Annotated in this window: 22 protein-coding genes; 9 read left to right on the top strand and 13 right to left on the bottom strand. The window is 39.0% G+C overall.

Features of this window, described 5'->3' with window-relative positions:
* Positions 1 to 2 precede the first annotated feature (2 nt).
* Entirely contained in the window at positions 3 to 3,224 is a 3,222-nt protein-coding gene (locus J1E28_RS00285; protein ID WP_366008731.1) for a DNA translocase FtsK, read from the bottom strand.
* A 152-nt stretch (positions 3,225 to 3,376) separates the two neighbouring features.
* Between J1E28_RS00285 and J1E28_RS00280 the strand changes: the two genes are divergently transcribed.
* From J1E28_RS00280 to J1E28_RS00255, 6 genes are all read left to right on the top strand, one after another.
* Positions 3,377 to 4,867: a hypothetical protein gene (locus J1E28_RS00280; protein ID WP_291025940.1), complete on the top strand. Its 1,491-nt coding sequence runs from the start codon at positions 3,377 to 3,379 to the stop codon at positions 4,865 to 4,867.
* Positions 4,868 to 4,871: 4 nt separating this feature from the next.
* Positions 4,872 to 6,839, top strand: a complete 1,968-nt coding sequence (locus J1E28_RS00275) for an ABC-F family ATP-binding cassette domain-containing protein (RefSeq protein WP_291025939.1) — start codon at positions 4,872 to 4,874, stop codon at positions 6,837 to 6,839.
* 71 nt (positions 6,840 to 6,910) lie between these two features.
* The gene (locus J1E28_RS00270; protein ID WP_291025938.1) at positions 6,911 to 7,834 is read left to right on the top strand and encodes a branched-chain amino acid transaminase; all 924 of its coding nucleotides are present in this window, start codon (positions 6,911 to 6,913) and stop codon (positions 7,832 to 7,834) included.
* A 10-nt stretch (positions 7,835 to 7,844) separates the two neighbouring features.
* The gene (locus J1E28_RS00265; protein WP_291025937.1) at positions 7,845 to 8,957 is read left to right on the top strand and encodes a prohibitin family protein; all 1,113 of its coding nucleotides are present in this window, start codon (positions 7,845 to 7,847) and stop codon (positions 8,955 to 8,957) included.
* 3 nt (positions 8,958 to 8,960) lie between these two features.
* Positions 8,961 to 9,662: a bifunctional phosphoribosyl-AMP cyclohydrolase/phosphoribosyl-ATP diphosphatase HisIE gene (hisIE, locus tag J1E28_RS00260; protein ID WP_291025936.1), complete on the top strand. Its 702-nt coding sequence runs from the start codon at positions 8,961 to 8,963 to the stop codon at positions 9,660 to 9,662.
* Between the two features lie 16 nt (positions 9,663 to 9,678).
* Positions 9,679 to 10,557, top strand: coding sequence for a DUF2393 family protein (locus J1E28_RS00255; RefSeq protein ID WP_291025935.1), 879 nt, complete (start codon positions 9,679 to 9,681; stop codon positions 10,555 to 10,557).
* Between the two features lie 169 nt (positions 10,558 to 10,726).
* Here J1E28_RS00255 and J1E28_RS00250 read toward each other — a convergent pair whose 3' ends face one another.
* The 3 genes from J1E28_RS00250 to J1E28_RS00240 are packed head-to-tail and all read right to left on the bottom strand — an operon-like array spanning position 10,727 to position 12,811.
* Complete coding sequence (locus J1E28_RS00250; protein WP_291025934.1) at positions 10,727 to 11,581, bottom strand: bifunctional riboflavin kinase/FAD synthetase; 855 nt, start codon at positions 11,579 to 11,581, stop codon at positions 10,727 to 10,729.
* Positions 11,550 to 12,272: a TlyA family RNA methyltransferase gene (locus tag J1E28_RS00245; protein WP_291025933.1), complete on the bottom strand. Its 723-nt coding sequence runs from the start codon at positions 12,270 to 12,272 to the stop codon at positions 11,550 to 11,552. Before J1E28_RS00245 ends, J1E28_RS00250 begins: the two co-directional genes overlap by 32 nt.
* On the bottom strand, positions 12,272 to 12,811 hold the full coding sequence (locus tag J1E28_RS00240; protein ID WP_291025932.1) for a hypothetical protein: 540 nt from the start codon (positions 12,809 to 12,811) through the stop codon (positions 12,272 to 12,274). Before J1E28_RS00240 ends, J1E28_RS00245 begins: the two co-directional genes overlap by 1 nt.
* A gap of 111 nt (positions 12,812 to 12,922) precedes the next feature.
* Here J1E28_RS00240 and J1E28_RS00235 point away from each other — a divergent pair, with 111 nt between their 5' ends.
* Together J1E28_RS00235 and J1E28_RS00230 are read left to right on the top strand one after the other, a co-directional pair.
* Complete coding sequence (locus J1E28_RS00235) at positions 12,923 to 13,816, top strand: aspartate carbamoyltransferase catalytic subunit (RefSeq protein ID WP_291025931.1); 894 nt, start codon at positions 12,923 to 12,925, stop codon at positions 13,814 to 13,816.
* A 143-nt stretch (positions 13,817 to 13,959) separates the two neighbouring features.
* Positions 13,960 to 15,261 (top strand): outer membrane family protein, encoded by a 1,302-nt coding sequence (locus J1E28_RS00230; protein WP_291025930.1) that lies wholly within the window; start codon positions 13,960 to 13,962, stop codon positions 15,259 to 15,261.
* Positions 15,262 to 15,612: 351 nt separating this feature from the next.
* On the opposite strand, the gene J1E28_RS00225 is transcribed toward J1E28_RS00230, so the two are convergent.
* The 4 genes from J1E28_RS00225 to J1E28_RS00210 form a co-directional block, all read right to left on the bottom strand.
* Positions 15,613 to 16,950: a class II 3-deoxy-7-phosphoheptulonate synthase gene (locus J1E28_RS00225; protein ID WP_291025929.1), complete on the bottom strand. Its 1,338-nt coding sequence runs from the start codon at positions 16,948 to 16,950 to the stop codon at positions 15,613 to 15,615.
* Positions 16,951 to 17,021: 71 nt separating this feature from the next.
* The gene (locus J1E28_RS00220; RefSeq protein WP_291025928.1) at positions 17,022 to 17,774 is read right to left on the bottom strand and encodes an SDR family NAD(P)-dependent oxidoreductase; all 753 of its coding nucleotides are present in this window, start codon (positions 17,772 to 17,774) and stop codon (positions 17,022 to 17,024) included.
* 30 nt (positions 17,775 to 17,804) lie between these two features.
* The gene (locus J1E28_RS00215; RefSeq protein WP_291025927.1) at positions 17,805 to 18,980 is read right to left on the bottom strand and encodes a S1-like domain-containing RNA-binding protein; all 1,176 of its coding nucleotides are present in this window, start codon (positions 18,978 to 18,980) and stop codon (positions 17,805 to 17,807) included.
* Positions 18,931 to 19,557 carry a DUF305 domain-containing protein gene (locus J1E28_RS00210; RefSeq protein WP_291025926.1) on the bottom strand — a complete coding sequence of 209 codons (627 nt, stop codon included), beginning with the start codon at positions 19,555 to 19,557 and terminating at the stop codon, positions 18,931 to 18,933. The genes J1E28_RS00215 and J1E28_RS00210 overlap by 50 nt, the downstream gene beginning before the upstream one ends.
* A gap of 261 nt (positions 19,558 to 19,818) precedes the next feature.
* Between J1E28_RS00210 and J1E28_RS00205 the strand changes: the two genes are divergently transcribed.
* Positions 19,819 to 20,994, top strand: coding sequence for a hypothetical protein (locus J1E28_RS00205; RefSeq protein ID WP_291025925.1), 1,176 nt, complete (start codon positions 19,819 to 19,821; stop codon positions 20,992 to 20,994).
* Here the strand turns inward: J1E28_RS00205 and J1E28_RS00200 are convergent.
* The 5 genes from J1E28_RS00200 to J1E28_RS00180 form a co-directional block, all read right to left on the bottom strand.
* A complete protein-coding gene (locus J1E28_RS00200) occupies positions 20,991 to 21,755 on the bottom strand; it encodes a DUF815 domain-containing protein (protein WP_291025924.1) in 765 nt (254 codons plus the stop codon). The two genes, J1E28_RS00205 and J1E28_RS00200, sit on opposite strands and share 4 nt — an antisense overlap.
* Positions 21,736 to 23,994: an AAA family ATPase gene (locus tag J1E28_RS00195; RefSeq protein ID WP_291025923.1), complete on the bottom strand. Its 2,259-nt coding sequence runs from the start codon at positions 23,992 to 23,994 to the stop codon at positions 21,736 to 21,738. Before J1E28_RS00195 ends, J1E28_RS00200 begins: the two co-directional genes overlap by 20 nt.
* Positions 23,995 to 24,002: 8 nt before the next feature.
* Positions 24,003 to 24,305 (bottom strand): ATP-dependent Clp protease adaptor ClpS, encoded by a 303-nt coding sequence (locus J1E28_RS00190; protein ID WP_291025922.1) that lies wholly within the window; start codon positions 24,303 to 24,305, stop codon positions 24,003 to 24,005.
* Positions 24,306 to 24,441: 136 nt separating this feature from the next.
* Positions 24,442 to 24,999, bottom strand: coding sequence for a 2-oxoacid:acceptor oxidoreductase family protein (locus J1E28_RS00185; protein ID WP_291025921.1), 558 nt, complete (start codon positions 24,997 to 24,999; stop codon positions 24,442 to 24,444).
* Positions 24,996 to 25,829: a 2-oxoglutarate ferredoxin oxidoreductase subunit beta gene (locus J1E28_RS00180; protein ID WP_291025920.1), complete on the bottom strand. Its 834-nt coding sequence runs from the start codon at positions 25,827 to 25,829 to the stop codon at positions 24,996 to 24,998. The genes J1E28_RS00185 and J1E28_RS00180 overlap by 4 nt, the downstream gene beginning before the upstream one ends.

Raw genomic sequence — 25,829 nt, 5'->3', positions numbered from 1 at the left:
ATTTAGCCAATAATCTCCCGCACCCCTTTGGTATTTGGAGCGCTCAAAAAGCCCTCTCGTTCAAGCTGCTCGATGATATTTGCCGCTTTATTATAGCCAATGCCAAGCCGCCGTTGTAAATAACTTGCTGAAGTTTTTTTATCTTGCAAAATGATGTTTTTTGCCTCTGTGAGTAAATCCCCACTTTCTGCACCCTCTCTTGCTCCATTTGAGACAAGCTCATCTTTTTCATCAAGCATAAAATCCTTATCATACACGACTTCTTGTTGATTGCGTATAAACTCGGTAATTTTTTCAATTTCTTCTTCTGCGCTCCAAGGGGCGTGAAGGCGAATCATACGATCAGAGAGTTTAAAGAGCATATCGCCTCTGCCAAGCAGCGCTTCTGCACCAAAACTATCAAGTATCACTTTAGAATCTATCTTGCTCCCTACCTTATAGCTAATGCGTGAAGGGAGATTTGCCTTGATAAGTCCGGTAATCACATCTACGCTTGGTCTTTGCGTAGCTACGATAATATGAATTCCTGAAGCGCGTCCTTTTTGTGCAATACGCGCAAGGGCAAATTCCACTTCTTTGCCACCTGTCATCATTAAATCAGCGAGTTCATCGATGATAATCACAAGATAGGGGAATTTCTCACCCTTATCATCTACCATTTTGCGATTATAGGTATCTATATCTCTTGCAAATGCCTCACTCATCAAATCAAGTCGTCTCTCCATTTCGACTACTGCACTATTGAGTGCCGCAATGGCTTTTTTAGGAGCAGAGATGATAGGCGCGATGAGGTGCGGGATATCAGCATAAATGCTAAATTCAACCTTTTTTGGGTCAATCATTAAAAGCTTCAAATTTTGGGGTGTATTTTTATAGAGCAAGGAGAGAATCATCGCATTAAGCCCCACACTTTTACCACTCCCTGTTGTCCCAGCAATAAGCAAATGTGGAGCTTTTTTTAAATCTGTAATAAAAGGATTGCCTATAATATCCTTGCCAAGTGCAAGCGTTAGCGGTGAAATAGAGGTTTTAAATATATCAGATTCTAGAATCTCACGCAAATAAATAGTTTGTGTGGTGTTATTTGGTATTTCTATCCCTACCACATCTTTACCCGGCACAGGAGCTTGAATACGAATCGAACGCGCACGCAAAGCCATAGCCAAATCATCTTCGAGCGCAAGAATCTTGCTTACTTTGACATTAGGAGCGGGACGGAACTCAAAAGTTGTAACAATAGGACCAGAATAGGTGCGCACAATATCGCCCTCTACGCGAAACATCTTTAGCTTTGCTAAGAGATTTTCAATCTTGCGGTCAATCTCACTCTCATCAATTTCAACTTGCTCTTGCTGTGGTTGATTGAGGAAGCTTGTGAGCGGGAGTTTGAAGTTTGCAGGTTTGTCAATCTTGCCATACTCAAGCTCACTCAATAAATGCTTATTTTCATTAAGCTCGGTGGGATTTGAGTGCGCAAAGCTTGGTTTTTTCCTCACTTCTTCTGTGGTTTCTTTTTGTGGTGTTTGTGCGGGGATTTCTTGCACGATAGAATCTACCCATTCAAAAAGCGATGTGGGTGGCTTAAAAAGATTTTGAGTAGTATGGCTTTGCTCATTTTCCACATTTTTTTCTTGATTGTGAGATTCAAGTTGAGATGTGGGCAATGGGGTGTGCTCTTTAGAAGGATTTGGTGGATTTTGTGGCGTAAATTCTTTAGAATCTTGCGCGTCTTCAAGGTTTTTAGAAGTCTTAGTTTCTTGCACAAGAGATTGTGTGCTTGAGAGAGGGATTATAGGCGCAAATGGCGGTGTATGCAGGGGTGAGGTATGGGCTAAGTCTGCAAGGATAGATGTAGAATATTGTGTATGGTTAGATTCTGTAATATCTTTCATATCAACTTGAATTGGGTTTGGCTGATGTGTTTTGGCTGCTTGTAAGTGAGGCATTTGAAGCGCATTTGATTGTGATGCCTCGATGTTATTGCTCTTTATCAAATCCATTTGCATATTTTGCTGTGTATTTTGCGTAGAAGAAGATTGCAAAAATACATTTGGATTAAGCGGACGCGGAGGAGGCGTGGAGATAGTCTTTGTGCGTGGTTCATTTGGAGTATCTGTTTGTGGAGTTTGGGTGGGGGCTGTGGATTCTTCTTGTGTATTGTTTTCAAATAGCGTTGGCTGTGTGGGTTTGATGGCTGGTTCGGTAAGAGCGATATGTTTATTAAGACTTTTAAGCATATCTTTATACTGGGCAATTTGGCTTTTGAAAAAGTCTTGGAGTTTTATTTCTTCTCCGGTAGATTCTACAATTTCTACGCGCGTTTGTTTTGGAGGTATTGCTGCGGGAGCATCTAAAGCAGAAAATAGGGAAGGTTGGGCTTGAGTTTTTTCATCAAGACTTGCAGATGTTTGCACATCTTGGCTTTCTTGTTGATTTTGACTAGGTTGAGAATCTTGAGGATTTGAGCTTTTGTGCATTTCATCAAACCCTTCTTCTATAATAACATCTTTAAAATCATAGTGAGCTTTGGTTGTTTGCTCCTTTTTTTCACCCTGTAAATCAAAAATATCTTGTGAATCTGCAATAAAGAGCTTTTTCAAATGTGGCGCAAGAGAGGTTTTGAGGCGCGAGAAAAATGAGCGCATAAAATAAAGAGATGCGCGTGTAAAATGTGCAATCACATCAAGTGCCACAAGGGCTTTATGCTTTGTTTGATTAAAGAGAGCGCTTAAGTTGCGTGGTGTGAAAATAAGCCACGCAAACACAAAAAAGAATATATCAATCGCCCACGCGCCAAAAGCACCAATATAATCTTTGAAAAAGAGTGCGAGGGCATTGCCAAAATATCCTTCTTGCAAGAGAAGTGATTGTAAGAGTAAAAGCGCGATAAAAAAGAGGCAGCAAGAGACAAGTAGCTCAAGCCGCCTAAAGCTTAGTGTGCAGTCTTTATAAAGGGCATAGAGTGGATAGAATAAAAGAGGAAAAAAGATATAGCCGATGTAGCCTAAGATTCTAATATGTATGTGAGCAATCCCTCTGCCAATGCTCCCCATAAGCCCAAAACTTCCCAAGAGGATTGTGAGGGAGAAAAAAAGTAGCACGATAGCAAGACCGATAAAGACATATATTTTTTTGTGTTTAATGGAGAATCCTTTGTATGGGTGCTTTTTTGTTTTTATTTGTTTTGTATATAGGCGCAAAATGCCCTTTGTATTTATTTTCATAGATTGGACGCATTATATCATAAAGATTTTATAGAATTCATAATGATTTTTTTATTTTTATTTAGCTAAAATTGTAAGTTTTATACGAAATTTGAAGCATTAATACATTAGAGAAAGTTACTTTATAAGTTGTAGGATGCAAGGAGTGCAAGGTGCATGGCAAGATATTAAGATATTCAAACCAAACCAAAAATGGTGTGATTATCAATGCTACAAAAAAGATTTTTGAGTTACGTGATAAAAATTGGCATGATAAACGTGTAATGCCAAGTGCAGGGTTATTAGTAGAATTTCGACTTGATGAGGATAATGATAGCAGAGTTACAAGTTGCAAAGCCTCAAAATATCAGGCTTTTCCAGAAGGTGGGTTGGTGCGCGAGATTGATTTTTGGCGCACTAATACCGATGATGAGCTTAAAAGTAAAGAGTCAGATGCAAAGGCAAATATTGCCAAGAAGATTTTTGAGGAGACAGATTACTACAAGCTTGAAACTATCGAGATTAGCACATCTATTCAAGACACGATTAAGGATTATTTCCGTGAGGAGTTTAATGCGCTTAACTCTATACAGGGAATGGAAGAAGAAAATGATGGGGACGAGGAAAAGGCTCAAAAAAAGATTAATTACACTATTTTAAAGCCTTATCTCACAAAAGCCATCGATTATCTTGTGTTTAATGATAGGCACGTTACCATTGATGTTTTTGCTGATGATTTGCAGATTCTCACAAAGCTTGAGTATTCCTATCGGCAGTTTCAAACTAATGTCAATCTCACAGCTGATAAAATCTATGAGGAATGTTTTCTTGATTCGCAATATCATTATAAAGGTGTATTAAGGGCGATTGAGGGCTTTAATGAGCAGAAACTTTCTATGCAGAATAAGATTCGTGTGGGGGCTATGGAGCTTCGTTCGATTCAAGCTAAGATTGATGCAAAAAAGGGCGATCCAATAGCATTAGAAGAGCGCAAAAAACGTACAATGGCAGTCGTGGCTAAATCAGAGACTGAAATAAAGACATTAACAGAGGCTTTTGATAGATTAAAGGCATTATCTGATAATTTTAAGAGTGAGAATCTCAAAAAATTTGAGAGCGTGTTTAATAAAATGTATGAGATTTTGATTGGCAAGACAAAGGACGCTATGGATATATGTGCTACCCATATTGATAATAAACTATGGAAGCTTGGTATGGAATCTGTGGCAATTAAAAATGTGTTTTTTAAGCATAATATCAACGCTCCTTTTTGTGCGATGACTTTTTTAGGCAATCACGTCAAGATGCTTGATAAATCCAAAATACGCGATAATGAATATGTCGTATATCAGTATTACAACAAATACATACAAAAAAATGTGAAAACCTTTTTGATTTTTTCTGATAACCCTGATTTCTGCCTTGAGCTTAAGGTTAAAATTATGGCAAAAAGCAAGTTTTATAATGTTGTGCTTTTTCATAAGGAAATAGAATATTTTAGTGCAGTCAATCGCCAAAAATTTGAGCTTATCTATATAGATTCTGAATTACGCTTTGATACACCTGCTGGGATTATTAAAATCGGGAAGGAATCTAAGAAAAATAAAGATACAAATTTTGCTATCCTTTCAATGAAGCAAATTAAAACTTTCGAGCCGCAATAATTTTATGAATCTGCTATCCTTGCAAGATGTGAGTAAGCAATATGATCATAAGGTGATTTTAGATCGTGTTTGCTTTCATATCTCAAAAGGTGAGCGTATCGCGATAGTAGGGAGAAATGGCTCGGGCAAATCAAGCCTTTTAGATATTATCGCAGGGCGAAAAGATAAAGATAGTGGAGAGCGCATTAGCATTAAGCATCTTAAGATTCTCTCCCTCCCGCAAAAGCCCATATTTTCTCCACAATCAAGTGTAGGCGAGGTGCTCCTTGAGAGTATGAGTGAGTTAAAAGCTGCTTATGAGCGCATAGAGACGCTACATACCATAATGGCTACCCAAGCAGAGGTTAGCAAGGATATGCTAGAGGAATACGAACGCCTAAGCGCATATCTTAGTGCATATAGAGGCTGGGATTTGCAGGGTTTAGTCAATGAGATTCTTAGTCATTTTGATCTTGAATCCTTTAAAGATAGACTTGCTAATTCTCTAAGTGGAGGTGAGCAAAAGCGCGTAGCCTTGGCAAGTTTGTTATTGCAGCCTTGCGATATACTGCTTCTTGATGAGCCTACAAACCACCTTGATGTGCAAATAGTGCAATTTTTAGAGGATTTTCTTAACTCTTCTCATTTGAGTTTGGTTTTTATTAGCCACGACCGCTATTTTATTGATAGAGTGGCAACGCGCATTATAGAGCTTGATAATGGCTGTGCGCGGAGTTTTGATGGTGGGTATATGGATTATCTTGCCAAAAAGGCGGAGATTTTGCATAATATGGATAAAGCTCATCAAAAACTCCTTAAAATCCTTAAAGCAGAGGAAGAATGGCTAAGAAAAGGTGTGAGAGCGCGCACTAAACGTAATGAGGGACGAAAAAGCAGAATCTTAGCAATGCGAGAGGAGGCAAAAAAAAACCCCTCACTTTTGCGCAAGATGCGCCTTGAACTTGAGCGCGAACAAAAAGCTTTCAATGCCCCACAAAGTCATAATCACCAAAAATGCCTTTTTGAGATTGAGCATTTGCATAAAAGCATAGATGGCAAATATCTTGTGAAAGATTTGAGCCTTAGAATCCTAGCGCGTGATAAAATTGGCATCGTAGGAAAAAATGGCTCGGGCAAATCAAGTTTGCTCAAAATGCTTCTTGGGGAGCAAAAGCCAGATTCTGGAGTGATAAAGGTTGGGGATATACGCATTGGTTATTTTGATCAGCACACGAGTATGCTCGAAGATGATAAGGACTTGCTTGAGACTTTTTGTCTAAATGGTGGAGAGCATATTGATGTGCGTGGTAAACATATGCACGTTTATGGGTATTTGAAAAACTTTCTTTTTCCTAAAGAATTGCTTTCTCAAAAAATTGGCGCATTAAGCGGTGGGGAGAAAAATCGTGTAGCTTTGGCATTGCTCTTTACAAAAGAAGTTGATGTTTTTATCCTTGATGAGCCAACAAATGACTTAGATATACAAACTATTAATATTATTGAGGAGTATCTCCTTGGGCTTTCTTGTGCAGTGATTTTTGTAAGCCACGACCGCTATTTTGTCGATAAACTCGCTCATAAACTCCTTATTTTTGAAGGTAATGGCAAGATTGTAGAGAGTTACGCATCTTATAGTGAATATTTACATATTGCTCAAGATTTATGTGAGCTTGCCACTTTTGAATCTAATATGCAAAAAGCAGAATCTGCGCAAACAACATCTTCTCACAAAGCTCAAACAAGAGGAGATTCTAAAAAATCAACGAAATTGAGCTATAAAGAGAATCTCGCCTTGCAGAGACTTCCTCAAGAGATTGAGGAGCTTGAACAAAGGCAGAAAATCTTGCAAATTGCCCTAAGCAATCCTAAAGAATATGAGAAACAAGGCATTCTTGCTTTAGCAGAGGAATTAAATGAGCTAGAAACAAAGCTTGAATCTAAAATTACAGAGTATCTTTTGCTTGAGGAGAGAAATACGACTTCAAGCCACTAAACAAAAATATTATAAAACTTTTGCTACAATCTTGCACATTATTTTTGCAACAAAGCGGAGGCGTTTTTATTATGGAAGAATCAAAATATATTTGGAAAGATGGCAAACTCGTGCCTTGGGCAGAGGCAACCACACATATTCTAAGCCATACTTTACATTATGGCAATGCTGTGTTTGAAGGCACAAGAGCCTATATGACAAAAAAAGGATTGGCGATTTTTCACCTCAAAAAACACACAAGACGACTTTTAGATTCTGCAAAGATTGTGTGTATCAAATCACCTTATACGCAAGAGGAGTTAGAAAAGGCGCATATAGAGCTTTTGAGGGCAAATAGAGATGATTATAAGGGGAATGTGTATATCCGCCCTATTATCTATTTGGGTTATGGCGTAATGGGGGTTAGTCATATCAAAGCACCTGTAAATGTTGCTATTGCTGCGTGGGAATGGGGAGCGTATCTTGGCGAAGATGGCTTGAATAATGGTATCAAAGTCAAAACAAGCTCATTTGTGCGCAATCCAACAAAAGCTTTTATGGGAAAAGCAAAAGTAGCGGCAAATTATCTTAATTCACAAATGGCAAAGCACGAAGCCCTCTCTTGTGGTTGCGATGAGGCGTTGCTACTTGATGATAATGGCTTTGTGGCTGAAGGAAGTGGCGAGTGCTTTTTTATTGTTCGAAATGGCAAACTTATCACTCCACCCTATGATAATACTCTAGAATCTATCACTCAAGCCACAACTATTGAACTTGCTCAAGATATGGGGATTGTGGTTGAGCAAAGACGCATTACACGTGATGAAGTCTATATTGCTGATGAAGCATTTTTTACCGGAACTGCAGCGGAGATTACGCCTGTGCGTGAGCTTGATGCGCGCGTTATTGGTAGCGGAAAAGTTGGAGAGATGACTAAAAAATTGCAGGAAGCATTTTTTGCGCTTGTGAATGGAGAAAATCCCAAATATACACATTATTTAACTTATATTGATTAAAGGAGAAGCAATGCCTATTGATTTAAATGAGCATTTAAAGAAAAAACGCGCTCAAGCTGATGAAAAAACGTCAGAGCAAAAGAGTGAGCCACCAAGAGGCAATGGCAATAATGGCGGTGGGAATCGCCCAAATGGTAGCAATAATGGCGGGAATAATAGAGGCAATAATGGCTTTAATATAGAATCTTTTTCTATGCCTCCTATGCCAAGTGGCAAATCTTTAGGGGTGCTTATTATAGTGATACTTCTTGTAGTGATTTTTATCGCTGCACGTCCTTTTGTGATTGTCAATGCAGGTGAGGTTGGTATTAAGGTAACCACAGGTAAATATGATCCCACGCCGCTTGATCCAGGCTTGCATTTTTTTATTCCAATCATTCAAAATGTGATTATTGTGGATACAAAAGTAAGGACGATTAACTTCTCACGCATTGAGGATATGGGAAATATCGGGCGTGAGCAGAGTATTTTGCGCAATGATGCGATTAATGTAATGGATACAAGTGGTATGACTATTTCTATTGAGCTAACCGTGCAATATCAGCTTGAGCGCGAAAAAGTTCCTGCAACCATAGCAGAATATGGCACAGCGTGGGAGCAAAAAATTATTAATCCTGTGATTCGCGATGTCGTGCGTAGTGCGGTGGGAAATTATCCCACAGAGGAGCTTCCTACAAAACGTGATGAGGTAGCAAATCTTATCTATACGGGCTTTAAGGGCAAACTTGATGCAACACCTAATCAGCCTGTGAAGCTTGTGTCCATTCAGTTGCGTGAGATTGTGCTTCCAGAGCAGGTAAAAACGCGTATTGAGGGCGTTGAACTTGCTAAAAGAGATGCACAAAAGGCAAAAGAGGAGGCAAATGCCTTGCGTGAAAGAGCAAAAGGTAAGGCTGATGCACTAGAGATTGAGGCAAAAGGTCAAAGTGAGGCAAATAGGCTTGTAAATGAAAGCCTCTCGCAGCGATTGCTTGAATTGCGTCAAATTGAGATGCAGGGCAAATTTAATGAGGCATTAAAAGAAAATAATAATGCGCAAATTTTCTTAACGCCCGGTGGGGCAGTGCCAAATATTTGGGTAGATTCTCAAGGAAAGCAAAAAAGTGCGGTTGTAGGACAATAGTTAATGCAAGATGTGCTTAAGGGAATCGATTGGGAGCGATATGAACTGATACCTACTATCGTGCAGGAGCAGGAAAGTAAGGAGATTCTAATGCTTGCTTATTCCTCTAGGCAGTCTTTGCTTTTAAGTGTGCAGAGTCAAATTGCTCACTATTTTTCGCGCTCTAAGCAGAGAATCTGGAAAAAAGGCGAGCAGAGCGGACATATACAGCATATTAAAGAGATTCGATTAGATTGTGATGATGATAGCTTGATTTTTATTGTGGAGCAAGTTGGTGTGGCTTGTCATACAGGAGAAAAGAGCTGCTTTTTTAAAGGTGTTGTTTTTGATGAAAAAAAGCCTATGCCACTTCCGCAAACATCGCCAAATCGCCATATACAGGGTGTGTATCATATCCTTGATGAACTCTATCATACAATCCAATCGCGCAGAAATGAAAGTATTGAACGTAGTTATAGTGCGTCTTTACTTGCTAAAGGCGCAAATGGCATAGGTAAAAAAATTATCGAAGAAGCAGGAGAGTTTTGCTTTGCGCTTAAAGATAAAGAAGAAGAAGCCATTATTTATGAATGTGCAGATTTATTCTATCATACGCTTGTGGGTTTAGCTCTTGCTCATGTCTCGCCCGAGCGTGTCTTGCAGGAATTACAAAGGCGCACGGGGCAAAGTGGCATAGAGGAAAAGGCTTCGCGTAGTTCATCTTAAGGGAATACAATAGATTATGCTCGAGAAACTTAAAACACTTCTTATACAAATCATCTCCTACCTCTCTTTGTATGAGATTGCCTCTCTTTTGGTGATTTTTTTTGTATTTATTATGTTTTTTACGCTTGGGCTTTTGCTCAGGGGGCGGAAGTTTATCGCGCGTTTTTTCTTTTTTCTTTCCATACTTGTGATTTTTTCTACCCCTTTTGTGTTGCGTTTTCTTATGCAAAAAGTCCTCTATACAAGTGAAGTGAATATTACTAGCGCTCACGCTATGCAATATACAAATGGTTTTTTTGTAGCAGGCGAGATTACTAATAAAGGCAAAATTGTCATTAATGAATGCTATATAGCCGTTAATGAGGTGCGTGATGAAAAGGGGAGTAAGGCTATGAAGATTCTAAATTCCCTCTTTCCTAAAAGCTCATCAGGTATAAGCATTGAGATTGATATTGAGGTGGGGGAGACAAAAAACTTTGCGGTAATTGTGCCAAATCTCAAGGCAAAAGAGCCATTTTTATATCGAATCTATGTTGATTGCTATCTTTCAAATAAATTTGCGCAAAAAATGCAAAAAAATGAAAAACCATCTACGGATATTATCACACCTAAGCCCCCAAAAGATAATGTAGAAACTACACAACCCCCAGCTCAAAATGCAGAAGATACACAAGAGGAGGCAGAGCAACCCGCGCAAGAAGGGATAGAAGAAGAGACAGATAAGCAGGATTTGCAAAATCAAGAGGCGAGTGTGCCAGAGCAAAAAAGCCCTGCAGAAACGCAACCACCTATACAATCCCCTACAGATTCTCCTATATCACCCACAGCGGATTCACCCACACCATCTTCCCCAAGCCCTCCTATACAATCCCCAGCAAATCCGACAGAGCCATAAAGATTTTAATTTTTTAAGAATCTTTTTAATGAAAAAGCTTACATATCTTTTACCCTTAACTTTATATTTTTACTTTTTTAGAATCTAAAGCAAATATTTTTTTCCAAAGCCCTTGCAAAAAAGCAAGATTCTTTTTTATCCCCAAAAAACTAAAGGTTAAGTTATATGCTTAGGCTATCAAATTTTTATTTGCATTATGCAGTATCTCTTTTGCTTGTGCTATATCTTGCGTAATTGCTTCTTTGAGGAGGTAAAGATGTTCAAATTTTTGATTATCGCGGATTTTTTGCACAAAAAATATACTTGCTTTATTATCGCTAAGAGTGTGAATATTTTGCTCAAGAATATGTGTTTCAACGCTAAAGGCATCATCAGTGCTTAGGCGGTTGCCTATAAAACTTACACTTGGTAAAATCTCGTTTTCAAGCTGCGTAAAACTCGCATATACACCATTTTGGGGCAGGATATATTCGCCCACTTCTATATTAATAGTCGCATAGAGCGCTTTTGAGCCAAGATTCTGCCCAGAGATGATATTGCCTCTTAAGGCATAGAATCTCCCAAGCATATGCGTTGCACTTTTCATATCACCATTGCGAATATATTCTTTAATCAGGCTTGAATGCACACCTATGCCATTTACGCAAAATTCAGGCATAATCACTATTTTTCCATTAAAAAAATGAGCCAAATTATTTGCACTATATGCCCTATCTTTGCCAAAAGCAAAATCATAGCCTACAACCAATGTGTGTAAAGAGGGAAATTTATCATTTAAAACTTTCATAAAATGCGCCCCGCTCCAATCTATAATATCTTCAAAATTAATAGATATAATAGGATAAGGGCTATATGGCTCTTTGTATGGGGTGAGTGATGCACCCTTGCTTTCTATACACAAAAGCGCGCTTTGTGGTGGTAAATGCGCAAATAACGCCTTGTGGGCTAAGTGCATACCATCAAATTTTCCTAATGCTAATCCTAAAATATGCTCATTTTTTGGCATAGATAAAAAACTCAACATTTCCTTCCTTTCCTGTGAGGCTACTTTGTGCAGTGTGGATAATGCTAAAATCACCCCCCACATCAGCACAAAATTGTTCTAATGCTTTTTTTCCTACATTTTTATCCTTAATAACCCCCTTTTTATCTCTTTTGATATGTTTGCCTACTTCAAATTGCGGCTTAAAAAGCCAAATATAATCCACGCTTGCAATGCGCTTAAAGCTCTCTATAAGCTTATAGAGCGAGATAAAGCTCACATCACATACAAGCACATCAAATCCTTTTTCATCATTAAAATCCCTCACATCACATTCCTCAAAAACTCTCACACGAGCATCATTGCGAAGATGCGTGTGAAGCTGATTTTTGCCTACATCTACACATACCACTTCGCGCACATTATGTTCCAAAAGCACTTGAGCAAATCCCCCCGTGCTTGAGCCAATATCACACGCTCTTTTGTCTTTAAGATAATTGCTTTTCCATATATGCTTTTTTTCTAAGTCTTCAATAAAACTTCGTAGCTTGTATCCTGCTCTACCAAGGAGCAAACCCTGTGTATTAATATAAATTGTATCAGTAGATTCTAAAAGCATAGCATTTTTATATACAACCTTGCCATTGACACTCACGCAGCCTTGTTTAATAGCTTCTTGTGCCTTTGTGCGAGAGGAGAGCAGGGCAGTGCAGTAGAGATCAAGTCGTTGCATTATTGTGTAAGGTTACTTTTGCGTTTTGCATAGCTAAAATCAAAATTCATCTCCCCAATCCCCTCAATACGCGCGGTGAGTTTGAGATTATCTCTCCCTCGAAATCCCATAGAACCAAAAACAACCTTATATATATTATTATAAGCAATATCAGGGGCAAATTCTCCTAAATCCTGCTTATTTTGTTTGCTAATTTTTTCTGCCTCTAGGCTTTTGTAAGTGCTACTAAGATTAAAGGAGAGAAGCTCAAGTGGAATCTGCTCATTTCTTGCATAGAGTTCTACCAAAAATACTTCGCCTTTCTCATCTTTGACAAAATTCTTGCTAATCTCATTCATATAGCGCACAATCATCACTACACGCGTGTGATTATTTTCTAAAATCTGCCCCTTGCGCGTTGCTTGAATTTCTTGCTCTTTTTGTGTTTCTTGCTCGGTATTATGCGCTGAGGGGATATGTATAAAATCTTTGCGATAAAAATCACTGCAACCTACACATAATATCGCATATATGCTTATAATCATAGATATTTTATACATAAAAATTATCCTCTTTTTTAGGGATTGTATGTTGTTGCAGATTGCTAAGAATGCGTACAATTTTAGCACAAAGTTTGCTACAATATCTAAAGATTTTAGCAAAGGACATCTATGCACACCCCTCGTCATCTTCTCCGCACAAGCGATTTGAGTGTTATGCAGATTCAGAGTATCCTCTCCCAAGCCCAAATTTATAAAGATATGCGCCATAGAGAAAGCTTGAAAAATAAAACAATCATTACGATTTTTTTTGAAAACTCCACACGCACACTCTCTAGTTTTGAGATTGCAGCAAAGCGTTTGAGTGCCGATGTTGTGCGCCTTGATGTAAGTAGAAGTTCCACAGCAAAGGGTGAGAGTATGTCTGATACTGCTGCAAACCTCAATGCAATGAAACCAAATGCGATTATTATCCGCCATAAAAACGCTGGAGCAGGGTATTATCTTAAATCGCAAGTGAGTTGCCCTATTATTAATGGAGGCGATGGCGCACACGCACACCCTACCCAAGCCTTGCTTGATTTGCTCACTCTTAAAGAGCATTTTGGCGATGATTGGGAGAATCTTAAGGGTAAGAAAATTGCTATCGTGGGGGATATTAAAAATTCACGTGTAGCAAATAGTAATATCGAGTTGCTTACGCGCTTTGGTTTAGAGGTGATTCTTGTCGCCCCTCCGCATTTTCTCCCACCCACGACTTTACGCACGACAGCACATTTACGCGAGATAGCCAAAGAGGTTGATGTCTTTATGAGTTTGCGCACACAAACAGAGCGGCACGATAAGCAAATTTATGGCTCACTCAAAGATTATGCGGCGCAGTATTGCATTACGCCAGAGATTCTAGGAGATAGAGATGTGATTGTTTTGCACCCTGGACCCGTGCATCGTAATATTGATATTGATGATGAGGTGCTTAAAGATTCACGCTGCAAGGTTTTAGAGCAAGTAACAAATGGCGTATGTGTGCGTATGGCGGTGCTAGAATTTTGTATTTGCGCCTAAAATTAAGAGGCATTGCTTTTATAGAATAATGCTAAGAAATCTTTAAGCATAAAATGTTAGAATACATATTGTATTTTCAAAAATATGCGAATCTACAAAGAAATATTAATAATATTTCAAACTTACATTTTAAAGGAAGAAAAATGAAAAGAGCTTTAACTTATGTGGCTTTAGGAGGCTTGCTTACTTCATCTGTAAGTGCCTTTGACTATAAAGTCAGCGGTTCGGCAGAGAGCTTCACAAAATGGGGCTTTAATAATCAAAAACTTGACCAAAACACCAATGCTGCACCCACAGAGAGCTTTACGACATTATTCGCACAGCTTAATCTCAATGCGGATTTGGGCGCTGGGTTTAAGGCAGGGCTTGGAGGAGCTATTGGTGGGTTGGCTTTTGATTCTACGCGTAATGATCCCGCAGTAGATGGTATTGGTTCGCCTGTTGTTACCTCATATTTTGGTGTGGCTTGGGACAAAGAAAAGATACAAAACTATATGGTGCAAAATGCCTTTTTGGAATACACCTTTGGCGATCATTTCTACATCAAGGCAGGGCGATATGAATCTGGTAAGGTAGGTGAGTGGTTTAGTGGCTACACACAAGGTGCTGAAACTTATGTGAAGCTTGGCGTAGTAAAAGCGTGGGGCTTTTTCTCAAATCGCCGCGCTTTTGCGTATGATCAATGGTTTAATGACTACTATCGTGTGCTTGGAACTTATGCAGGAGGAGCTACGCGTAATATCTATGCTGCAGGGCTTGATATAGGCGCAGGTGGATTTACCCTATCTGGATTCTCATATTTTACACAAGGTATTGTAACTGCACCGGGCGTAAGCCTTACCTTTGATAGCAATCCAAGTAAGGAATCACAAGGCTTTAAATCCCTCACAAAAGTGCGCTTCCTCGCTCCTGTGGCTGCTTTAGAACAAAGAGGGCTAGGAAAGAGGTGGGGTGAGATAGAGAAATATTCTTACACACTGCATATTGATGAGCGACTTGAGGTCAATAACTTTTTCTTTGGCGCAGGATATTATCAAAACTTTGGCAATGCTAATGAACTTATTGGGCGCTGGGGGAATCCACTCTGGCTTGATATTTGGACAGGAAGCGCGTATGATATAGGGCAATCTTTGAATGATATCATTGGGCGCAATGCTGTTACAGGCTATGGCTATTTTGGCGCAAAGCACGGCAATTTTAATTGGCAGATTTTAGGGCGCGGCACAAATAGCCCACGAAGCAGTGAGCAAAGTGTAGCCCTCTTGCTTGATTATCAAATACGCGAGGATTTCGCTGTAGGTGGAAAAGTTGAGTGGTTTAGTGATACCACAAAGGCTGGATATAGCCCACTTTATGCCTATAATAACCAAACAAGTAATTTATTGACACAAAAGCGCAAAGATGACCGCTCACATCTATTCTTCTATCTCCGCCATACATTTTAAGGCGGAATGTAGTTTCTTTTGTGCCTAGATTCTAGAATCTTATAAAAATCTACCCTAAGATTCTAGAATCTTAAAAACTCTAAAAATAAGAAATCCATTTTTAAGATTCTAAGAATCTCTTAGCAATAAGAATATAAGGTAATATGCTTGTGAGATTCCAAAAATGGTTTAGAATCTAGATTCTTTTTTAAGATAAAAAAGCTTGAGATTCTAATTTAAGAATCTGTAAAATTATTTTTTGCAAAAAAGGTTTATTTCCCTTAATATATTTTTTGCCACTAAGGCAGTGTTTGCGGGTTTTTCACTACCTTTAAAAAAGAAAAATATGAACTGCCCTAAGAGGCATTAGCCTTAGCGATTTTTAATCATATCTGCAATCAAAAAAGCCATTTCAATAGCTTGTGTAGCATTTAAGCGTGGATCGCATTGTGTGTTATAATTACACACTAAACTTTCTTCAGTGATTGCTTGTGAGCCTCCCACACATTCTGTTACATCTGCGCCCGTCATTTCTAAATGCACTCCACCAGCGTAACTTCCACAGGCTTTATGAATCTCAAAAAAGCTCTTTACCTCGCTAAGCACACGATCAAATACACGCGTTTTGTAGCCATTGTTTGCTTTAATCGTATTGCCGTGCATTGGATCACAGCTCCATACAATCTCGCGCCCCTCTTTATTGATTGATTCTAGTAGTTTGGGGAAATTATTTTGAATCTTATCCGCACCCATACGCACAATGAGATTAAGCCTACCACTAATATTATGGGGATTAAGCGCATCACAAATTCCCATAATATCAGCCTTTGTCGCATTTGGTCCAATTTTTACACCCACAGGATTCTTTACTCCGCGCAAAAACTCAATATGCGCTTCATCAAGCCCTCTTGTGCGTTCTCCAATCCATAGCATATGTGCTGAACAATCATACCAATCACCTGTAAGAGAATCTTCTCTGCATAAAGGCTCTTCATAGTGCAAAACAAGAGCTTCGTGTGAGGTGTAAAACTCTGTTTCGCGTAGTGTAGGGTGATTTGGGCTAATACCACAGGCTTTCATAAAATCGAGTGCTTGTGTGATACGTGAGGCTAATTCCTCATATTTGCGTCCAAAATCATTGTTTTTTACAAAGCTTAGATTCCATTTATGAACTTGATTAAGGTCAGCAAACCCTCCTTGCGCGAATGCACGGAGGAGATTAAGTGTTGCTGCGCTTTGATGATAGGCTTGCAAAAGTCTGTTTGGGTCGTGTTTGCGCGCTTCTTCATTAAAAGCCATATCATTAATCATATCGCCACGATAGCTCGGCAGAGAAATATCCCCTTGTGTTTCTATATCACTTGAGCGAGGTTTAGCAAACTGCCCTGCGATGCGCCCCACCTTAATAACCGGGCAAGATGCACCAAAGGTAAGAATTGCCCCCATTTGAATAATGACTTTAAATAAATCACGAATATTGATAGCATTAAATTGCGAAAAGCTCTCTGCGCAATCCCCCCCTTGCAATAAAAATGCTTTGCCTTTACATACTTGAGCTAAACGCTCCTGCAAGGCTCTTGCCTCTCCTGCAAAAACAAGCGGAGGGTAGGATTTAAGCTGTGCTTTGATGGATTCTAAAAGTGCTTTGTCTGTATAAGGTGGGTGTTGTTTGATAGGTTTATTAGTCCAACTCTGTGCATTCCATTGCATAAAACTCCTTTTGTTTTTGAATATAGGGTAGATTCTACCATTTTTAGAGAAAATATATTAAAAACTATATTTTATTTTGTGTCTTTATAAACATTAAGTGCGGCTGGGGCTTGGATAGTTGGCATTATCTCAAGCGTATTGATATTAATGTGTTGAGGCAAACTTGCCACCCACAGCACACTTTGGGCTATATCTTCTGGCATTAGAGGCTTTGTGTTTTTATAGACATTTTGGGCTTTTTGTGCATCGCCTTTAAATCTTACAAGTGAAAACTCACTTCCACCACATAAGCCCGGCTCAATGTCAGTTACACGAATATTTTTATCATATAAATCTGCTCTTAAATTAAGACTAAATTGCCTCACAAATGCTTTACTTGCGCCATATACATTGCCGCCCGGATAGGGATAGCTCCCTGCGATAGAGCCAATATTAATAATATGCCCATAGCCTTGCGCTACCATTGCGGGCAAAAGTAGGCGCGTGAGTTTAATAAGAGCTAGGATATTGACTTCTATCATTTCTTCCCAATCACGCACATTTGCTTTATCTGCACTTTCTAAGCCTAGTGCTTTTCCTGCGTTATTCACAAGCACATCAATATTTTGAAATGCTGTGGGTAGGCTTTTGAGCGCGGATTCTATATATGTTGTATCACTGACATCACATACGATACTTTGGCAGAGCTCTCCTAAGCTCTCTTGCAAGACTTGAAGTTCATTTTTTCTTCGCGCGAGTATAATTACCCTATGAGAATGCTGCACAAATGTTCTTGCAATAGCCTTACCTATGCCTGAAGATGCGCCTGTAATAAGTGCTGTCATCATTGCTCCTTTAAATATAATAAAGAAATATTACTTGATGCGTTTAAACATAGCACTTTGTTTATCAAATGTAATTTCTCCTTCGCGCACAAGCTCATTTATAAGCCTTTTAAAGAGTTTCTTGCTTATATGAAATCTTTCAAAAATAGTTTCTGGCGAGGCAGAGAAGTTTAAATCTAGGGGCATAGAATCTAAAAGGAGTGATTTTTGTGCATCATTATGGGGAGCAAAAAGTGTGAGATTAAGTTTAGAATCAGGTCGATAGCCTTGTGTGTAGGCATTAATATAAGTGCCAAGATTCACGCACTCTCCTTGTGGGATAGCATTATGAAAAAGTAAGCCATAATATTTTTTTGTATCTTTTTCCCCTTGCACAGCACAGCCAAAGCCAAGAGGTGTGCGCTCAAAAACAAAAGCATTTACTTTGCTGTGGGGTGCAAAAGCTGGAGCCTTGTGGAGAAAAGATTGAATATCGGTTTTGGCAATAAGGCGCGATTGCTTATCAAGTGTGATAATGACTGCAACTTTTTGATTCAAAATAAAGCGCGTTGGATTCTTGCAGGGCATAAATAAATCTTTATCAATACCTAGATTCAAAAAGCAACCAAAGGCGTTATGTCCTATGACTTCAAGGATTGCTATATCATTATATTGCGCCTTTGGACGCTGTGTAGTAGCGATAGGTCTATCTTTAGAATCTGTATAGACGAATACTTCAAGTTTATCATTTATATGATGTTGTGGAGGGAGAAATTTATTGGGCAAAAGCACTTCAAGTAAAGGCAAATGCGCCCTCTCATCGTGTATTTTAGCCTTTAAAGTATCTTGCCCAAAAAGAGCCATAGAATCTTGCGTGCGCGATGATGTGAGTTTGTGAGCTTGTGTGTGTAAAGGCGTATCGCGCTTTGATTCTTGAATCTGTATCGGGGAGGCGATAAGATATGCGCCCTGCTTGGTAAAGCGTGAGATGTAGAGATGCTGCACCCTCCCTATAAGAATCTCATCTGTCTCTTGTGTGGGCTTTTGCATAGATTGCGATGTGAGTTTTTGCGTAGGTTTTGATATGGGTTTTGGCACGCTTTTTGGGGCATTAGCATTGCTTTTATTGTCTCTATTTTTTGCTATTATATCTGCTTGGTGGGCGCGTTTATTGCGCTTAGCGGAGGGCTGTAAAGAGGGTGTGGAAAGATTCAAGGTCTTGCTCATAGAGTTGGAGTATATCTTGGGCGATTGTCCTAATCTCCTCAAGTTGCGTATATTGCAAAATCTCTTGTGAGAAGGAAAGGGCGATTTGGTGATGAAAGACAAGCGCAAGGAGAAAATTGCGATTGATATTTTTATCAAGCTCGAGTTCATTAATGCTTTCTTTTATCTCTTTGCTTGAGGCTTTGAGGTGGTTATTAAAAAGTGTTACTTCTTTGGGACTATAGAGCTTTTTTTGCTCCATAAGGCTAGGCAAGAGGGATTGAAAATACAGAATCTCCGCTGTTTGTGCTTTGATTGTGGTGTTGGCTAGGGCGCGCACTCTTTGATGTTGAGAATGTTTGAGGAGGAATTGCGCGGCATTGATAATGCCCTGATGATAGGCAATGAGGGTGCGGAGGTAGTTTAAATCAAGGTTATCTTTATTTTCAAGGCTCTCACCTAGAGGCTCAATGAAAAGCTCAAGCATTTGCTGGGAGGGCGTGAGAGGGAGTGTGTTTTCCTGCAATGAAGCAGCATCATCTGCTATAAGCGCACCTAAAAACATAGCAGAGGCAAGTAAGCAAGACATCACACGCATAGAATCTCCTTTTGTTGTATTATACCAAATCTAGTGTGTATCCTGCCACACAAAAGTTATTCGCACTTTTTGTAAAAAGCTCATATATAAGGCTTTTTCAAAAAATATATTTTAAATGCCTTTATCAAAGCCTTTATCAAAACAAACCCAAAATGCCCCCTTTTTTATCTTTTAAGCAAAAACAAAAAAAAAAAAAACGCATAATACCCAACCTAGATACATTTCAAGCAATGGCTTATGCTATGTTTAAAAGGAGTAAAAATGAAACTTTGCAAGAAAATCTGCATAATATATGGGCTTTTGGCTCTAAGCTTTCAGTTTGTGATAGCTGCGACTGCCACAGAGGAGCTATTTTTCACACAATTACAAGCGATAAAGGCACAAATGCCTAAGGCTGCAGAGAAGTATATTGAGGAGATAAAGAGGCTAGAAAAGGCAAATTCAGACGCAGCTTTAGTAGATATGATTGCCTCAAGACAAGAACGCAATCCTGTTGAAGCTTATAAGATAGATAGGGGCGAGGTGCTTTTACGCAAATATAGTGGTAAGATTGGCGAGAGGGAAGTGAGCTTTTTTGTGCAGATATATAAGAAAAACATTACGCACGGTGTGATTGCCCTGCCTAATGAGCCAATGATTCCCTTTAAAATAACAAAGAATAAAAAAGCAAAGATTGGTTTTAATTTTCCATATTCTAGTACTATGGATATGGATATAGATATAGATTTAAATTTAAATCAAAACCTAGAGCTTCAAGTTGGTATAAAAAAACAAAAGCTTGCTACTTTTGCCCCGCAATGTCCTGCTACAAAGGTATGCTCTTATGTGAGAGATTATGTCGAGGGCAGTTATTCGAGGTATAATGATTTTTTATATTTCCCAGATTTGCAGATAATGATTCTGTCCAGTGATGATGGTTTTACTGCTACTAAGGCTCAATCACTTCAAGAGGCAAGAGAGAAGAAGGAAATTGATGAGTATAGTCAATATCGGGATAGTCCTGTTCTTTTATTTATTAATGACACATATATATCGTTTTCTAATTTGTATGGTTCTGGAAGTATGGGCGAGAGCATAAGTGAAGGAGTATTATTTGATATTAAAACAAAAAAATTATTAAATACCGGAGGAGTTGATAAGCTTCCCAAATCCCTTGCTCGTAAATACATAACGGGTGAAAATGATTCTATAAGAGATTTTGAGTATAGTGGATTATTCTATTATTATTCTTATTATAGGGATGGGATATGTCCTGCTACCTTTGATGAAGAAACAGGAGAGAGAATAGCAGTGGATTGTAGCGTTGACAACCGAGCCGTTATACCTATTGAGGAGCTTAAGCCCTATCTTAAAGCGGGGGTATATGACTATCTCATCGGTAAATCTCCCACGCCACCTAAAGCCCTCCTCCAAACCCCTAAAGTAAGGGATTTTTAGAAAATCCCATTATGATAAAGGGTGCAAAATTCTTGTGCTATGCGAGGAGAATGTGAGCCTTTGAGTGTGCTAAATTGCAATGCTTTTAATTTTAGGTTTTCATCAAGTGGGGATTGAAGAAAATGCTCAACAAGCTCCAAATACTGCACACGACTCAAAGTATAAAATCCTATGCTTAGCCCAAACCGATCACTTAAAGAGAGGATTTCATCTTGGGCATCATTGAGATGAAGTGTATCTTGGGGGTAGGATTCATTTATGAGGTGGCGATGATTTGAGGTAGTATAAAAAAGCACATTTTGAGCTTTGTTTTCAAAAGAGCCTTCAAGGGTGCTTTTGAGGGATTTGTAGTTTTGATTATTTGCCTCAAAATACAAATCATCACAGACAATAATAAATTTATAAGCTAAGTCCCGCACACAATCTTGCACCATAGGCATAAGCCCTAAAGATTCTCTACTTAGTTCAATAATGCGTAAAGGCGAGCGAGGGTGCAAAAAAGAGCTTAAACTAAGCTGCATAAGTGAGCTTTTGCCACAGCCCCTTGCCCCCCAAAGCAAGACATTAGATGCTTTTTCTCCTTGCAAAAAAGCTTGGGTATTGTGCTTGAGGGAAGCCATTTCTTTATCTAAACCAATGAGTTTTATCTCTCTATGAAAATCGCAAATGGGCTTAAAATATCCACTAAAACTCTCAAATGCAGGGCGATACACACACGCAAGAACCTCTTCCCACGAGAAATTAAAGAGCTGGGGCAACATCTTTTTTTGTTTTAGATTTTTTATGCAATGCGTTGCACACAAGATTAATGTGTGATGGCGCACCTTTTGAGGTTTTGAGGGTAATTTTTACCTCGCCTCCTTTTTTGAGCGCCCCAAAGAGAATCTCATCACTTAATGGAAGTTTAATTTGGCTATCGATGATTTTTTTCATCTCACGCGCACCAAGAGCCTTATCCATACTTTGTGAGGCAAGATAGCGCAGAGCTTTTGAATCTATACTTAGATTAATGCGCCGCGCAACAAGCGTGGAGGCAAGGTCGTTGATATATTTTTGCGCAATGAGCATATATTCTTTTAAGCCCAAAGGATTAAAATGAATCACGCTATCAATACGGCTACGCAACTCGGGTGAGAAGAGTAATTTAATCGCATTTTCATTTTTGCTCTGCATATCTGCTCTAAAGCCTAAAGTATTTGCCTCCTTGCTTCCGGCATTACTTGTCATAATTACAATCACATTTTTAAAGTCTGCTTTATTATTGGCATTATCTGTCAAGCTTGCAGAATCTAGAATCTGCAATAAAATATTATAAATATCAGCGTGTGCTTTTTCAATCTCATCAAGCAAAAGCACGCAATGAGGATTTTTCCTCACAGCATCAACAAGCAACCCCCCTTGCTCAAAGCCTACATATCCAGCAGGTGCGCCAATGAGGCGAGAAACAGAATGTGCCTCCATATATTCGCTCATATCAAATTTTACAAAGCCTATGCCTAGAATCTTTGCTAATTCTTTAGCAAGCTCTGTTTTGCCCACACCACTTGGTCCTGCAAAAACAAAGCTTCCAATAGGTTTATTACTTTCGCCTAAGCCTGCTTTGTTTGTTTTTATCACATTGCTTAGTTCATCAATAGCCTTATCTTGTGAGAATATGCGCTCTTTGAGTTTGCTTGATAAATGTAAAAGCGCTTTACTCTCATCTGTGCTAATAGAACTTTTGGGAATATGCACACTTTTGCTTAAAATGCTTTCTATATCCCTAATGGTAATTGTAGGTGTGCTGTGTTTATCTGTGCGATAGATCTTGCTATTTGCACCCACCTCATCAAGCAAATCAATAGCTTTATCGGGGAGAAATTTATCGCTTATGTATCGTGCAGATAAATCAACACAAGCCTTGAGCGCACTTTTAGTGTATTTGATATGATGATATGCCTCATAAATCGGGGCTAAACCCTCTATGATTTTGTAGCAATCTTCCAAACTTGGCTCTTTTACCTCGATTTTGCTAAAGCGACGTGAGAGAGCTTTGTCTTTATCAAAATGTGTTTTAAACTCACTAAATGTTGTCGCACCAATACAACGCAATGTGCCATTTGCAAGAGCGGGTTTAAGGAGATTTGAGGCATCAAGATTTGAGCCTGAAGTTGCCCCCGCACCCACAATCGTGTGAATCTCATCGATAAAAAGCACACTATGAGGGACTTGTGCAATTTCTTTTAACACACCTTTAAGACGTTTTTCAAAATCACCTCGATACTTACTTCCTGAAATCATAGCTCCTACATCAAGCGCAAAAACTTGTGCGTTATGAAGTGCTTTTGGCAATCTTTTATGATAAATTTCAAGGGCTAAACCTTCAGCTATGGCAGTTTTACCCACACCCGGCTCGCCCACAAGTATAGGATTATTTTTTTTGCGCCGACAGAGAATCTCACTCACACGCCAAATCTCCTCATTGCGCCCTATCACAGGATCTATTTTGCCCTCTTTTGCAAAAGTAGAAAGATTTTTTGTGTATTTAGCAAGATAGCTCTCTATTGATTCTTTCATATCTGGCTGCTCTTGGTAATCTTGCTCTTGCTGTGTGATGACTTCAAGCACACTTAGCCTATCAATGCCTTGAGATTTGAGAATCTGTGTGCTAAAGCTTTGAGTTTCTTCCATAATCGAAGCAAGTAAATCGCCCACATCGACACTTTGACGATTGCTATTTTGGGCGTGTTTTACCATTGTTTCTATGATTCTATCAAGGGCGGGAGTTTGTATGGGATTTTTTGTAAGCTCGTGCGAAAATGGCACATACTTTTGTAGATAAAGGTTTGTTTGGCGGCGCATCTCTTGGATATTACCCCCACATCTTGCTAAGATAGATTTTCCTTGAGTATTGTTGAGTGTGGCAAGAAAAAGATGTTCTGTTGTGAGGATATTATGGCGCATTTCCCGCGCAATATCAATTGAATCATTAAAAATAAGCGTGAGATTTTGTCCTATCATTTTTGCTCCTAAGAAGGCATTTCTTCTATAATAACTCGCAATGGATAAACTTGCTGCTTCGCTTTTTGGCTTACAATCTGACTTTTAAGCTCGGCAATATCATAGGTATAAATACCACACACTCCCTTGCCTTCGTTGTGAATCTTAAGCATAATGGCAGTTGCTTCATCAGAAGTTTTATCAAACACTTCTATAAGAATCTGCGTTACAAAATCCATAGCTGTATAATCATCATTAAGAAGCAATACACGATAGAGTTTAGGCTCTTCAAGTAAATTTTCAATATGCGTTTCAGATGCTGTATGCGCCACAAGAATCCTTTAATAAAGATATAGAACTACAATTTTAGCATAAAAACATAACACAAGAGGAAGTATAAAAGTAAGAATTGCCTTAAAAGAGGCAATTCTTTTAGGCTGTAAAAAAAAAGACAGAAAAAGAGGCTATTTAAGCTTTTTCTTTAGCAATTTTGGCGTATTTCTCACCTAGCTCAAAAGCTTTTTTGTTTTCTTCTTGCACTTTAGCAGGAACTTTTTTTATCATTGTTTCAAACACAAGATCTCTTGCAACACATTGCGTAAAAGTAGCCGTAATGGCAAGGGCTACAACAGATTGAGTTACAACATTGCCCACTTCTTCTTTAGCAATCGTAATGATAGGAATCTCATAAATTTTAAATTTCTTTCTATCTTCATCGCTTGGGCGCACGAGGTTTGATTCAACAACAATAATGCCTCCTTCTTTAACGCCACTTTTAAAAGAATCATAGCTCACTTGTGCAGTAGAGAGCATAAATTCAATCTCGCCCTCATTTGCATAAGGATAGAGAATCTCTTCATCACTAAGGAGAATATCCACCTTTGTGGGTCCTCCACGCACTTGGCTTGTATAAGTCGCTGCTTGAACGCCATAGCCTTTGTCTCTAATTTGCGCTTCAGCGAGAATTTCACCTGCAAGAAGCACACCCTGCCCACCTACTCCTGTAAATCGTAGTTGATGTATCATTTTGCACCCCCTGCTTTAGCTTTGGCTTTAGCGATAACACCATCATAAGCTTGTGTATATTCGATTTTATCTGTTTGATGTTTAAGCACACCTGTGGGGAATTTACCCACACGCTCTTCGGGTGATAGCGTCTCAAATTTATTCTTAGAAACAAGGCGAGATTCTATCCATTTAAGCATAGAAGTTGCTTCGCCCATCTTATTTTTGCGTCCAAGATTAATATGGCAGTTACTATGAACATCAAAGAAGCTAAAGCCTTTGTGCGTAAAGCCTTCCATAAGGACTTTTTCAAGCTTTTTGGGTGAAATCACGCTTTCACGAGCAACAAAAGTCGCACCCGCTGCACTCGCCACTTCGCAAGGATCAAAGTTAGGATCGATGTTGCCATATTGGGCTGTAACCGTCCAAAAGTCTTTTGGTGTAGTAGGCGAAGTTTGAGAATTTGTAAGTCCATAAATGAAGTTATTAATCATTACAAGATTCAAATCAATATTGCGTCTGCACGCGTGGATTGTGTGGTTACCACCAATTGCCATTGAATCCCCATCGCCTGAAATAACGATAACTTTTTTATCAGGATTAGCGAGTTTAATGCCTGTGGCATACGCCATTGTTCGCCCGTGTGTTGTATGCACTGTGTTACAATTTACATACGAGCTAAATCGTCCTGAACAGCCAATCCCACTCACGATACACACATCATTCATATTCCAACCAAGTCCATCAATGGCGCGTATTACACTTTTTAAGATTACACCATCGCCACAGCCCCAACACCAAAGTGTTGGCATTTTATTCATTCGCAAATATTCTTCGTAATTAAAAGCCAT

It is taken from the genome of Helicobacter sp., assembly GCF_022511165.1.
Taxonomy (GTDB): Bacteria; Campylobacterota; Campylobacteria; order Campylobacterales; family Helicobacteraceae; genus Helicobacter_C.
This window is presented reverse-complemented; position numbering and strand designations above follow the sequence as displayed.

Excerpts from the sequence above, each read along its gene's own strand:
- J1E28_RS00285 (WP_366008731.1), bottom strand. The coding sequence starts at position 3,224 with ATGAAAATAAATACAAAGGGCATTTTGCGCCTATATACAAAACAAATA.
- J1E28_RS00275 (WP_291025939.1), top strand. The coding sequence starts at position 4,872 with ATGAATCTGCTATCCTTGCAAGATGTGAGTAAGCAATATGATCATAAG.
- J1E28_RS00270 (WP_291025938.1), top strand. The coding sequence starts at position 6,911 with ATGGAAGAATCAAAATATATTTGGAAAGATGGCAAACTCGTGCCTTGG.
- J1E28_RS00265 (WP_291025937.1), top strand. The coding sequence starts at position 7,845 with ATGCCTATTGATTTAAATGAGCATTTAAAGAAAAAACGCGCTCAAGCT.
- hisIE (WP_291025936.1), top strand. The coding sequence starts at position 8,961 with ATGCAAGATGTGCTTAAGGGAATCGATTGGGAGCGATATGAACTGATA.
- J1E28_RS00255 (WP_291025935.1), top strand. The coding sequence starts at position 9,679 with ATGCTCGAGAAACTTAAAACACTTCTTATACAAATCATCTCCTACCTC.
- J1E28_RS00250 (WP_291025934.1), bottom strand. The coding sequence starts at position 11,581 with ATGTTGAGTTTTTTATCTATGCCAAAAAATGAGCATATTTTAGGATTA.
- J1E28_RS00245 (WP_291025933.1), bottom strand. The coding sequence starts at position 12,272 with ATGCAACGACTTGATCTCTACTGCACTGCCCTGCTCTCCTCTCGCACA.
- J1E28_RS00240 (WP_291025932.1), bottom strand. The coding sequence starts at position 12,811 with ATGTATAAAATATCTATGATTATAAGCATATATGCGATATTATGTGTA.
- J1E28_RS00235 (WP_291025931.1), top strand. The coding sequence starts at position 12,923 with ATGCACACCCCTCGTCATCTTCTCCGCACAAGCGATTTGAGTGTTATG.
- J1E28_RS00230 (WP_291025930.1), top strand. The coding sequence starts at position 13,960 with ATGAAAAGAGCTTTAACTTATGTGGCTTTAGGAGGCTTGCTTACTTCA.
- J1E28_RS00225 (WP_291025929.1), bottom strand. The coding sequence starts at position 16,950 with ATGCAATGGAATGCACAGAGTTGGACTAATAAACCTATCAAACAACAC.
- J1E28_RS00220 (WP_291025928.1), bottom strand. The coding sequence starts at position 17,774 with ATGACAGCACTTATTACAGGCGCATCTTCAGGCATAGGTAAGGCTATT.
- J1E28_RS00215 (WP_291025927.1), bottom strand. The coding sequence starts at position 18,980 with ATGAGCAAGACCTTGAATCTTTCCACACCCTCTTTACAGCCCTCCGCT.
- J1E28_RS00210 (WP_291025926.1), bottom strand. The coding sequence starts at position 19,557 with ATGCGTGTGATGTCTTGCTTACTTGCCTCTGCTATGTTTTTAGGTGCG.
- J1E28_RS00205 (WP_291025925.1), top strand. The coding sequence starts at position 19,819 with ATGAAACTTTGCAAGAAAATCTGCATAATATATGGGCTTTTGGCTCTA.
- J1E28_RS00200 (WP_291025924.1), bottom strand. The coding sequence starts at position 21,755 with ATGTTGCCCCAGCTCTTTAATTTCTCGTGGGAAGAGGTTCTTGCGTGT.
- J1E28_RS00195 (WP_291025923.1), bottom strand. The coding sequence starts at position 23,994 with ATGATAGGACAAAATCTCACGCTTATTTTTAATGATTCAATTGATATT.
- J1E28_RS00185 (WP_291025921.1), bottom strand. The coding sequence starts at position 24,999 with ATGATACATCAACTACGATTTACAGGAGTAGGTGGGCAGGGTGTGCTT.
- J1E28_RS00180 (WP_291025920.1), bottom strand. The coding sequence starts at position 25,829 with ATGGCTTTTAATTACGAAGAATATTTGCGAATGAATAAAATGCCAACA.